Here is an 11,444-nt window from a genome sequence, read left to right as displayed (position 1 = left end):
CCCCCGCAAACCTATCCATCCAAGTCTACTCTGCCGCGGCCCGCGAAATGTCAGAACTTCTTCGGCAGCATCCGGTCATACGTCGACCGAACGATCCCGTAGCACTCACACGTCTTCGAGGTCAGCAGCGGCCGATCGGTCAAACGAATCCGTCCCCTGCTATAGTCGATCGCGCCCAGCCGCTGCAGCTCACCCGCCGCCACCGTCACCGTCGAACGCCGCGAACCGAGCATCTGCGCCAGGAACTCCTGCGTCAGCTGCAACTCCTCCGACTCCGTCCGGTCCGCCGAAGTCAGCAGCCACCGCGCCAGCCTCGCCTCCACCGCGTGCAGCCGGTTGCAAAGCACGGACTGCGTCATCTGCACCATTTGCATATAGGTGAACTCATGCACCAACTGGGCAAGCACCCCACCCTTGATCAACTCTTCCCGCATGATCGAAGCCCGAATCCGAAACCCCGCTCCTGCCCCTTGGATCACTACCGAATGCGACATCTGCGGCTGCCCAAACAACGCTGGCAGCCCGGCAAATCCCTCCCGCCCAATCAGCCCCACCTCAACCGACTCACCCTTCTCGGTCAGTGCATCCGTTGAGATAAGCCCACTCACCGGAAAGTAGAGAAACTCGATCGGCTGGTGCGGCAGCGAGAGCTGCATATTGATCGGAAGATCCACCGGAACGAAAAAGCGAGAGAGCGCCTGAAACTGCTCATCGGGCAGTTTCGACAGGATCAGGTTTCTGGGGCGAATGCTTCGCGCGGTAGGTGCAACGTCGGTTGTCAAACTTACTCATCCCTTACTGGAAATGTCCTACCTACCGGAAGATCGTTCTGCTCATATCAGGAGAAGCCCGTCGCGAAGCCGGTCTCTCTCTGCGTTCATTTCTGATGAACCTAACCCTACGCGTTTGCAGTGGGCTGAGTCTGTCGCGTATCACACACATCGGAACTTGTCAGGGCATTTTGATGAACCCGCATGTTTTTTAATCGCTGTCTCCCGGACCCGCCATGAATCTCCCGTCTTACCCACTCCGTGCAGTTCGAAGGGCCAAAGTTTAGAATAGGTTGCCAGTACACGCTCTTGCTCAAGAGCCGGAAGGTCTCCCGAACGCATGCACCGTTGGTCCCAGCTCTTCATCCCCACTCTCCGCGAAGCACCCGCCGACGCCGAAGTCGCCAGCCACAAGCTCCTGCTGCGCGCCGGCTATGTCCGCCAGCTCGGAGCAGGCATCTACTCCTACCTCTTCCTCGGCCACCGGTCCATCCATAAGATCGTCGGCATCATCCGCCAGGAGATGGACCGCATCGGCCAGGAGTTCCTCCTTCCCACCCTCAACCCTCGCGAGCTCTGGGAAGCCAGCGGACGCTGGGAGGGCATGGGCGAGAACATGTTCCACCTCAAGGACCGCAAAGGCGCCGAATTTTCCCTCGCCATGACCCACGAAGAGGTCATGACCGACATCGCCCGCAAGGAGCTCCGCAGCTACAAGCAGCTCCCGCAGATCTGGTACCAGATCCAGACCAAGTTCCGCGACGAGCCGCGCCCCAAGGCCGGTCTCCTCCGCGTCCGCCAGTTCATCATGAAGGACTCCTACTCCTTCGACATGGACGAGCCCGGCCTCGACGTCAGCTACAACAAGCACGACCAGGCTTACCGCGCCATCTTCACCCGCTGCGGCCTCGAGTTCGTCGCCGTCGAAGCCGACTCCGGAGCCATGGGTGGCTCGCAGTCCCAGGAGTTCATGGTCTACACCGAAGCCGGTGAAGACCTCATCGCCTCTTCCGCCTCCGGCTACGCCGCCAACCTCGAAAAAGCCACCAGCGTCCTCGAGCCCGTCGAAGATCTCACCCCCACCGCCGACGCCCCCGAGCTCATTCACACGCCCGGCCACAAGACCATTGACGAAGTCGGCGCCTTCCTCGACACCAAACCCCAGCACCAGATCAAGACCATGGCCTACATCGTCGAGCATCCCGCCTCCGACGAGAAGCAGATCAAGGTCGTCGGCAAAACGCGTCCGGTCGTCGTCTTCCTCCGTGGAGACCACTCCGTCAATGAGGCCAAGCTAGCCGCCCTCGCCGGTGGCGAACTCCGCCCCATGACTCCTGAAGAGCTCGAGGCCACCTTCAAGGCCCCCGCCGGCTATCTCGGGCCCATCGGCCTCGAAGCCGCTCCCCACCCCAAAAAGCCCGGCACCCTGATCCTCCTCGACAAAGCCCTCGAAGGCCGCCAGAACCTCATCGCCGGAGCCAACCAGGCCGAGTACCATCTCCGCAACGTGACCCCCATGCGCGACTTCAAGCCCACCCTCATCGCCGACATCCGCAACATCCTCGAAGGCGAGGGCGACCCCATCGGCCACCAGCCCCTGCGTCTCGGCAAGGCAGTCGAAATCGGACACATCTTCAAGCTCGGCAACCGCTACACCAAGATCATGGGTTCCACCGTCCTCAACAAGGAGGGTAAAGAGGTCGTCCCCATCATGGGCTGCTACGGCATCGGCGTCGAGCGCATCCTCACCGCCGCCATCGAAACCAGCGCCGCGAAGAACGGAGGCGACTCCTACGCGCTCCCAGCCTCCATCGCGCCCTTCGAAGTCGTCGTCACCGTCACCAACATCACCGACCCAACCCTCCTCGAAGCTGGAGAAAAGGTAGCCGCTGAGCTCACCGCCGCCGGTTTTGATGTGCTTCTTGATGACCGTGACGAACGAGCCGGAGTCAAATTCAAAGACGCGGACCTTATCGGCATCCCATACCGTATCAACATCGGCCGCGGAGTCGCCGAAGGCAAAATCGAGCTGCTCGACCGCCTTCTCAACCGCAACCTCGACCTCCCGCTAGAGGAGGCAGCCAAACATCTCGCCGCCGCCATGAAGACGTAAGCGGACATCCCGGTGCCCCACCTTCGGCGCCGCCTCATCGCGCCTAAGGCGGGTTACCCAGAAAGCTCGAATCACGCGTCGCCGTACCACCGGTATGTTCTGCTTAGAGGCACGGCCTCGGCCGTGCCATAAGCTCCCAGATTCAAACGCGGGGCCTTAGCCCCTGAGGTACGCCCTTGGCAGTCAAACTCAAGTACGGTCCAACCGCCAGGGCGAACCGCCGCGGCTTCTTTCGCGGCCTCGGACGCGGCGTCCTCCTCATCATCCTCGCCTGCCTCCTCATCTGCGTCGGCCTCTTCGCCTTCTACTACTCCAAGTACCAGAAGGTCGTCGACGACCGCTTCGCCTCCGGCCCCATCTTCGCCTCCGTCGCGCAGATCTACGCCGCTCCCCGCGAGATCCGCATCGGCCAGAAGCTCACCGTCGACTACATCGCCCGCAGCCTCCGCACCGCAGGCTACAACTCCAACGCCCAGCTCGGCTCCTTTGAAGTCAACGGCGACAACATCCTCATCAAGCCCGGCCCCGAGTCCTTCCACTCCACCGACGGCGCCACCATCAACACCTCTGGCGACACCGTCCAGACCATCACCGCCGAAAATGGCGTAGCCCTCCGCTCTTACGAGCTCGAACCCCTCCTCATCACCGCTCTCTCCGAAGACAAGGGCCGCGGCAAGCGCCGCCTCGTCACCTACAAAGAGATCCCCCCCCACCTCGTCCAGGCCGTCACCTCCATCGAAGACCGCCGCTTCTTCGAGCACTCCGGCATCAACTTCGTCCGCATCGCCAAGTGTGGCTTCGAAGATCTCGTCCAGCACCACATGACCTGCGGCGGCTCGACCCTCACGCAGCAGCTCGCCAAGAACTTCTTCCTCTCCCGCGACAAGGTCTTCACCCGCAAGATCAAGGAACTCTTCATCACCCTGCAGCTCGAAGCCCACTTCACCAAACAGCAGATCTTCGAGATGTACGCCAACGAGATCAACATCGGTCAGCGCGGCTCTTTCGCTATCAACGGCTTTGGAGAGGCCTCGCAGGCCTTCTTCGGCAAGCCCATTGGCCAGCTCGATCTCGCTCAGTGCGCCACCCTCGCCGGCCTCATCCAGAACCCCAACCGCCGCAACCCCTACCGCCACCCGGACCGCGCCCTCGAACGCCGCAACGTCGTCCTCGATTCCATGGTTGAAACCGGCTCCATCACCGCCGACGAAGCCTCCCGCGCCAAGGCCGAGCCTCTCCGCCTCGCGCCGCCCAACGTCGACGCCTCTGAAGCACCCTACTTCGTCGACCTCGTCCACGACCAGCTCGTCCAGCGTATCGGCGATCAGGATCTCTCCCACCAGAGCCTCCGTATCTACACCTCGCTCGACCCCGAACTCCAGCGCGTAGCCTCCGAAGCCGTCGAGATCGGCATGCGCCACGTCGACGACCTCGTCCGCGCCGAGGCAAAAAGACACTCCGGCCCCGTCAACTACCCGCAGGTCTCCCTCATCGCCCTCAATCCCCACACCGGCCAGATCCTGGCCCTCATCGGCGGCCGCAACTACGGCGTCTCGCAGCTCAATCACGGCAACGCCATGCGCCCCACCGGCTCCATCTTCAAGCCCTTCGTCTACGCCACCGCCTTCAACACCTCCCTGAACGGCACCTCGCTCGACGAGTCCGGCGTCTTCACCGCCGTCACCAAGATCAACGACGATTCCCAGGACTTCGTCTACGACGGCAAGTCCTACACCCCGGATAACTTCAAGCACGGCGAGTTCCCCGGCATGGTCACCGCCGCCGACGCCCTCGCCCACTCGCTCAACATCGCCACCATCGCCCTCGCGCAAAAGGTCGGCTACGGCAACGTCGCCGCCCTCGCCCGCACCGCCGGAATCACCGACGCCAAAGGCACCCCATCGGTTGCCATCGGCACCTACTCCGCCAGCCCCATCGACATGGCCGGTGCCTACACCGTCTTCGCCAACAACGGCGTCCACCTCAAGCCATGGGCACTCGCCAGCGTCCGCAACAACAACGGAGACATCGTCGCCGACTTCGCCCCCGAAGCCAAACAGGTCCTCGACCCCCGCGTCTCCTTCCTCACCCAGTCCCTTCTCGAAGGCGTCATCAACCGCGGCACCGCCTCCGCCGTCCGAGCCCAGGGCTTCAACGTCCCCGCCGCTGGCAAAACCGGAACCTCCCACGACGCCTGGTTCGCCGGCTACACCTCCAGCCTCCTCTGCATCATCTGGGTCGGCAACGACGACTACACCAACGTCAACCTAGAGGGAGCCAAAGCCGCCGCCCCTCTCTGGGCCGAGTTCATGACCCGCGCCATCAAGCTCCCCCAGTACTCCGACACCAAGCCCTTCACACCGCCCACGGGTGTAACCAACTACCGCCTCGACCGCGAAACCAATCTCCTCGCCGACTCAAGCTGCCCCAAGGACTACACCGTGGCCTTCCTCGACGGCACCGCCCCCCAATCCACCTGTAGCCGCATGACCCAGTCTCCCCAAAGCCTCATCCAGGACCTCTTCAACACCACGACTCCCCCACCACCACCCGTCCCCCGCTGATCCCGAAGCATTTGTCTTTTTGGCTGTCATTCCCGAAGGGAATCTGCGTCTGTCTTGTCTTCCTTCCCTCTCCACACCAGAGGGAGCCCCATCTTCGGCGCAGCAACACCGCGCCTAAGGTGGGAACGCAAGAAGCCCGGCAGTGCCCTCGTTCGTCCCGCCAATCAGCGCGTATAAACCCAAGCCCACCAGATCAACGGCAATTGCAGCGGCAGCCTGACCCAGAGCGCCCACCCCGGAACCGAAGCAAACCTCTCCGGATGCATCGCCATCTCCAGATTCGCCGGCCAGACAGCAATCAGCAGAGCCACCAACCCCCACGCAGCCATCTTCCGCGTCGTCGGCACCATCACCCCGACTCCACCTAGAATCTCCGCCACCCCGCTCACATACACCAGCAAAACCGGCCCCGGGAGCATCGGAGGCATGATGCTCGCATAGACCTTCGGCAGCACAAAGTGCATCACCCCCGCCACCACGAACAGCACTCCGAACAAATACCGCCCCATCACCACCTCAAAAGAAAATCGGCGGCAGGCCAGAGCCCACCGCCGATCGTTACAACACTCTACCGCAAACTACTTGGTCGCATCCCTGTGATTCCTCACGAAATCATGCGAAGCGATGATGTGCCTCTGCTGCTCGGTAAGAAGCGTACGCACGGTGGCCGGAAGCTCCTGCTCGAGCGCATCCTGGTAGGTCTTCTTGGCGACATCCTCACCCTGCTCCGCCGTAGCCAGAAGTTCGTGATCGCTAACCCCAACCTTGGCCTTCAGGTCGCCCCAAACGCGGTGCAGCGAGCCGGAGGCCGTACCTTCATTCTTGATGTCATGAACGCCATCCCGGTGCAACTCGCTCTCGAGCTCGCCGCGGAACTGCGCGCGCTTCAGGCTCTCGGCGAGGAAGTACCGCTTGAGCTGCTCATCCTTGATGTGCTCGCCGATCTGCGCAAAACCCTTCTGCCCGTCGGAGAGATTGTCGATAACTTCCTTCAAAACACTTTCCACTTCCTTCAGCGTATCCGATGCGTTTGCCATGTGCAGTACCCCGTTTTCCTGGTTAGATTACGAAACTCGAACTGAACTCATCGTCCTCAGCAACGTGCGATTGGAGCAGGGTCCCCCGGTTGCTGGCCCTTCGCCATTACCGGAGACAAGCGGGAGAAAGGGCTAAAATCCCGTTCCCCTGCCAATCGGTGCCAAGGTCCGCTCGCGACTGCCGAGCGGCGAGTATGCACTACTAGATGCCCCGTTCTCGCCCGGGTTTGCATCCTGATTCCACGTTTTACTCTTTTGCCTTTCCTTCCCCGTCCCGCGTCATAATCGAGGATACTCAGGCATCTTTCCGCCCGAAAACAAGCAACACCGGCAAGGGACCCATACGACCATGAAGCCACTCCGACTCGATTCGACGCCAACCCGCAATCGTCGCCTCAACGAGATCCTCGGCATGATCGTCCTCGTCTCCGCCGGCCTCCTCCTGCTCGCCCTCATCAGCTACACCCCATCCGACCCCTCCTTCAACACCGCCGGCGGATACGCCACCGGTCGCCCCGCCCGCAACTGGACCGGCATGGTCGGAGCCTTTGCCTCCGACGCCCTCCTCCAGACCATCGGCATCGCCGTCTTCTTCCTCCCTCTCGTCATGATCCGCCTCGGCATCTGCTGGCTTCGGTCCAAGCCCGCCGGCTCCCCCGCCGCGAAGAACCTCGGTCTAGTCCTCTGGCTCATCGCCGCCCCCGCCGCCATCGCCCTCCTGCCCAGTCACCTCCTCTGGCGCAGCGCGCTCCCCATCGAAGGCGCATTCGGCCGCATCGTCTCCGACGCCATGATCCACTTCCTCAACCTTCCCGGCGCCACCATCGTCCTCGCTCTCATGGTCGCCGTCTCCCTCTACCTCGCGACTACCTTCACCTTCTCCACCGCCCGCGAGTGGGCCACCACCCGCTTCGGCTTCCTCGCCACCATGCGCGAGCGCCTCGAAGCCCGCCGCCAGCGACGCGCCAGCCGCGAAGCCCTAGACGACGCCGCCAGCGGCTTCGAGAGCAAGCGCGAACTCGCCGCCCGCAAGCTCCGCCGCGAAAACGAGCGCGACTACCCCGCACCCGTCGCCGTCACCCCCGAAGGCCTGCCCATCGTCCCCGAGCCCACCACCCTCCTCGGCGGTCTCTTCGGCTGGCTAACGTCACGCCGCAAACACAAGAACGACCTCGGCGTCGCCCCCCCCTCAGCGGATCCGGAACCCGCCTTCGAACGCATCTCCCCCAGCCTCTTCAGCAACCAGCCCCGCACCAACGTCGACGCCCCACCCGTCACTCCCCTCTCCACCGCCGCCGCGGCCGCCGCCCCCTACGCCGACGCCCTCGCCGCCGCCTCTCGCCCGATCGAACCCGCCGCCTTCCCCGACACCTTCCACGAGGGCGGACGCGACGTCTTCGCCACCCCCATCTCCCGCCGCACCCACGAGGACGACGAAGACGACTTCTTCGCCAACGCCCGCCCCCTCCCCATCCCCAACGTCAACGAGATCCCATCACAGTCCCGCCCCCGCCCCACGCTAGTCCCCAAAGCCGCCCCTGCCGCCGCACGCACCGAGACCCCCCAACCCATACCTCCGCCCCTCCCCCAGGCCCCCGAGCCCATCTCCTTCGGCCGCCGCGCCGACGCCGACGTCAAGGCCGTAGCCATCACCCCCAAGTCCATCCGAGGCTACAAACTCCCCCCATCCTCCCTCCTCTTCCACTCCGAAGAGCAGTCCCAGGTCCGCGAAGAAGCCCTCCGCGAAGAGGCCCGCACCCTCGTCGAAAAGTGTGCCGAGTTCGGCGTCGACGGCACCGTCACCCAGATCAACCCCGGCCCCGTCGTCACCACCTTCGAGTTCCGCCCCGACGCCGGCGTCAAGTACTCCCGCGTCACCGGCCTCGCCGACGACCTCTGCCTCGCCATGGCCGCCGAGTCCATCCTCATCGAGCGCATGGCCGGCAAATCCACCGTAGGCATCCAGGTCCCCAACCACGACCGCGAAACCATCTGGCTCCGCGACGTAGTCGAGTGCGAGTCGTTCGTAAAGAGCAAAAGCAAATTAGCCATTGCTCTAGGAAAGGACATCAACGGAGCCATCGTCACGGCGGACCTCGCCGCCATGCCTCACGTCCTCATCGCCGGATCCACCGGCTCCGGAAAATCCGTGGCCATCAACGCCATGATCATGTCCGTCCTCTACAAGTCCACCCCCGAGCAGGTCCGCATGATCCTCGTCGACCCCAAGCGCGTCGAGCTCGGCATGTACGAGGGCATCCCCCACCTCTTCACCCCCATCATCACCGAGGCCAAGCTCGCAGCGAACGCGTTGCGAAACGCGGTCAGGGAGATGGAACGCCGCCTCAAGCTACTCGCCGCCAACCACGTCCGCAACATCGACCAGTTCAACAAGCTCTTCGACAACGGCTCCGAGTACCTCTTCGAGGACGTCAACCAGGAGCCCCTGCCCTACATCATGATCATCATCGACGAGCTCGCCGACCTCATGATGCTCGACCGCTCCAACGTCGAAGAGTCCATCACCCGCCTCGCCCAGATGGCCCGCGCCGTCGGCATCCATCTCGTCCTCGCCACCCAGCGCCCCTCCGTCGACGTCATCACCGGCCTCATCAAGGCCAACGTCCCCACCCGCATGAGCTTCCGCCTCGCCACCAAGACCGACTCCCGCACCATCATCGACTCGAACGGAGCCGAATCCCTCCTCGGCCGCGGCGACATGCTCTTCCTCCCCCCCGGCACCAGCCGCCTCCAGCGCGTCCACGCCCCCTTTGTAACTGAAAAAGAAATCGCCGCAGTTACAGAATTCTGGCGCGCCCAGGGCGAAGCCGAGTACGTCGAAGGCTTCCTCGAAGGCCCCAAAGACGAGAAGGACGGAGCCGAAGGCAGCGACCCGTCCGCCGACGACAACGACCCCATGTACGACGACGCAGTCCGCCTAGTCTTCGAGTTCCAAAAGGCCAGCACCAGCCTCTTACAACGCCGCCTACGAATAGGCTACGGCCGCGCCGCCCACCTCATCGACCTCATGCACCGCGACGGCCTGGTAGGCCCCCCCGACGGCAGCAAGCCGAGAGAAATTTTGAAGACCGCAAACTGGATCAGCGAAGTGGAACCAATCTCCCGTTGATATCCATCAACTCGAGCCAACAACCGTCTAGCATTTCATTTTTAAAAAGCACACACCGCATCTACTTATTAACGATGCGGCGTCATCTCTGCGCCTCGGTTGTTAGACAGTTCAAGAGAGAAGTTTGAGTCTTCTGACATCTTTGAGTCCGCGTAGAACCCTTAGTGCTAAGCCATTGGCCAAACAAAGTGATTGACCGTGGGTTCAGGGTATGGCACACTTCTGCCGTAATATTTTGACAGCCTAAAGAACGCCCGAATAGCCATCTGACCGCTGGCGAGAAGGCGTTTTCATTTCACTCATTCGCTTTTGTGTGTCTGTGTCGATCAAACCGGACTTCGGCAGATTTCTGGCAGGTGCTGACTCGTGGACATTGACCCTATGATCGCCGCGCGAAGTCTTGTTCTCTCATCAATCGGCCAGATGTAAGTGACAAAGTACCATCATGCACCCGAAGTTCTTACCGACCGCAATCAAGGAAGGTCTTTACATGCCTGAAGAAGGGAAGACCGACAGCACCGGCCCAACACTCATAAGCATCTGTATCGCGATCGCCTTACTCTTCGTGTTCAGCTTTATCACCAGATCGATTATCACCCTTTTTGGCTCGAGCACTCTCTCGCTGCTTCTCATCGTCGCGTTAGGACTTGCCTCCGGTTACGGGGCGACGGCGATCGGCGCGAAAGTAAATCCCTCTGCATCTTTGGCTGCTATCAAATTTAGCTTGATCGCCATCGTCGTCCTACTCCTGCTTATTGATATCAGCACCATGGGTCCCATACCGCTAGTTGGCCAGATATGCACAGTAGTTGGAGTCGCTCTAGCCAAACGCACGTCCTAAAGGCAAACGCCATTTCAATCCTGGCATACGAGAGACAGATGCTCACCAGACAAAGTAGCCCTACATCTAAGGCCGGGCTGCCCCACCTTCGGCACATCATCATCGTGCCTAAGGTGGGCCGCACCATCCGCAAGCGCTAAAAGCTCGAAGTCCTCGGCTACCTCGTCATGCCCGAGCACGTCCACTTACTCCTAAGTGAACCTGAACACGAGCCCCTCGCCAAAGCGCTCCAAGCCCTGAAACTCTCCGTCTCCAAACTTTCCCACCAAAGACCCTTCTGGCAAATCCGCTACTACGACCACAACATCCGCACCCGCAACAAGAGTCGAGAAGCTCCATTACATGCACCAAAACCCAGTAGTCCGAGGCCTAGTCGAAAGCGCCGAGCAATGGCCCTGGTCCACCCACCGCCACTATCACCTGCACGAACCCACCCCAGTGCAAATCACCCACCCATAACCCAATCCAAACCCAAAGAACTGGGTGCCCACCTTCGACACAGCTTCATCGTGTCTAAGGTGGGTTGGAGCGCCGACCGCGTGCGAGCGGACACAATACCTCCCACTCCTATACGACGGTCCCCGTTGAACTCCATCATCAACCCACTCACCCGCGCCGAGTCCCCCGCATCCAGCACCGCCTCCCCACAAGCCGGACAGAACTCCCCCACCACACCCCCACCACACCCGAAATCACCGTGCTCTCACCCCTGTAGGTGTAAGGCATCTCCCGAGTCTTCCGCACCAGATCCGCTTCCCCACAAACCGGACATCTCATCGTCACAACTCCTGAACACCGTACCGCTAACCAGCTTATCCACACAACGCCCCACATCCTATCCACACTTTTCGCCCAAAAATCCCGCGCAAAATTACGTTTTCGCCCTAAGCCAGCCCCCACAAAACCAGCCTCACCCGAGAAAACCGCCAAAACTCACCACAAACCCCTAAAATCGCAGGTAAAAGCCGAGCCGCCTTTTTAGGCACCAA

Annotated in this window: 8 protein-coding genes; 4 read left to right on the top strand and 4 right to left on the bottom strand. The window is 61.8% G+C overall.

Going from position 1 to position 11,444, the window contains the following annotated elements; translation table 11 throughout:
* Nucleotides 1-50: 50 nt before the first annotated feature.
* A complete protein-coding gene (locus GRAN_RS21095; protein WP_128914977.1) occupies nt 51-782 on the bottom strand; it encodes a Crp/Fnr family transcriptional regulator in 732 nt (243 codons plus the stop codon).
* Between the two features lie 328 nt (nt 783-1,110).
* Between GRAN_RS21095 and GRAN_RS21090 the strand changes: the two genes are divergently transcribed.
* Together GRAN_RS21090 and GRAN_RS21085 are read left to right on the top strand one after the other, a co-directional pair.
* On the top strand, nt 1,111-2,883 hold the full coding sequence (locus GRAN_RS21090; protein WP_128914976.1) for a proline--tRNA ligase: 1,773 nt from the start codon (nt 1,111-1,113) through the stop codon (nt 2,881-2,883).
* 176 nt (nt 2,884-3,059) lie between these two features.
* Nucleotides 3,060-5,447 (top strand): transglycosylase domain-containing protein, encoded by a 2,388-nt coding sequence (locus tag GRAN_RS21085; RefSeq protein ID WP_128914975.1) that lies wholly within the window; start codon nt 3,060-3,062, stop codon nt 5,445-5,447.
* Between the two features lie 164 nt (nt 5,448-5,611).
* On the opposite strand, the gene GRAN_RS21080 is transcribed toward GRAN_RS21085, so the two are convergent.
* Together GRAN_RS21080 and GRAN_RS21075 are read right to left on the bottom strand one after the other, a co-directional pair.
* On the bottom strand, nt 5,612-5,956 hold the full coding sequence (locus GRAN_RS21080; RefSeq protein ID WP_128914974.1) for a DoxX family protein: 345 nt from the start codon (nt 5,954-5,956) through the stop codon (nt 5,612-5,614).
* Between the two features lie 69 nt (nt 5,957-6,025).
* Nucleotides 6,026-6,484, bottom strand: a complete 459-nt coding sequence (locus tag GRAN_RS21075) for a PA2169 family four-helix-bundle protein (protein ID WP_128914973.1) — start codon at nt 6,482-6,484, stop codon at nt 6,026-6,028.
* 349 nt (nt 6,485-6,833) lie between these two features.
* Here GRAN_RS21075 and GRAN_RS21070 point away from each other — a divergent pair, with 349 nt between their 5' ends.
* Together GRAN_RS21070 and GRAN_RS21065 are read left to right on the top strand one after the other, a co-directional pair.
* Nucleotides 6,834-9,614, top strand: a complete 2,781-nt coding sequence (locus GRAN_RS21070; RefSeq protein WP_128914972.1) for a DNA translocase FtsK — start codon at nt 6,834-6,836, stop codon at nt 9,612-9,614.
* 445 nt (nt 9,615-10,059) lie between these two features.
* Nucleotides 10,060-10,455 carry a hypothetical protein gene (locus GRAN_RS21065; protein ID WP_128914971.1) on the top strand — a complete coding sequence of 132 codons (396 nt, stop codon included), beginning with the start codon at nt 10,060-10,062 and terminating at the stop codon, nt 10,453-10,455.
* Between the two features lie 606 nt (nt 10,456-11,061).
* Here GRAN_RS21065 and GRAN_RS27115 read toward each other — a convergent pair.
* The gene (locus tag GRAN_RS27115; RefSeq protein WP_421800869.1) at nt 11,062-11,181 is read right to left on the bottom strand and encodes a hypothetical protein; all 120 of its coding nucleotides are present in this window, start codon (nt 11,179-11,181) and stop codon (nt 11,062-11,064) included.
* Between the last annotated feature and the right edge of the window lie 263 nt (nt 11,182-11,444).

It is taken from the genome of Granulicella sibirica (assembly GCF_004115155.1).
Classification (GTDB): Bacteria; Acidobacteriota; Terriglobia; order Terriglobales; family Acidobacteriaceae; genus Edaphobacter; species Edaphobacter sibiricus.
This window is presented reverse-complemented; position numbering and strand designations above follow the sequence as displayed.

Excerpts from the sequence above, each read along its gene's own strand:
- GRAN_RS21090 (WP_128914976.1), top strand. The coding sequence starts at position 1,111 with ATGCACCGTTGGTCCCAGCTCTTCATCCCCACTCTCCGCGAAGCACCC.
- GRAN_RS21080 (WP_128914974.1), bottom strand. The coding sequence starts at position 5,956 with ATGGGGCGGTATTTGTTCGGAGTGCTGTTCGTGGTGGCGGGGGTGATG.
- GRAN_RS21075 (WP_128914973.1), bottom strand. The coding sequence starts at position 6,484 with ATGGCAAACGCATCGGATACGCTGAAGGAAGTGGAAAGTGTTTTGAAG.
- GRAN_RS21070 (WP_128914972.1), top strand. The coding sequence starts at position 6,834 with ATGAAGCCACTCCGACTCGATTCGACGCCAACCCGCAATCGTCGCCTC.
- GRAN_RS21065 (WP_128914971.1), top strand. The coding sequence starts at position 10,060 with ATGCACCCGAAGTTCTTACCGACCGCAATCAAGGAAGGTCTTTACATG.
- GRAN_RS27115 (WP_421800869.1), bottom strand. The coding sequence starts at position 11,181 with ATGCCTTACACCTACAGGGGTGAGAGCACGGTGATTTCGGGTGTGGTG.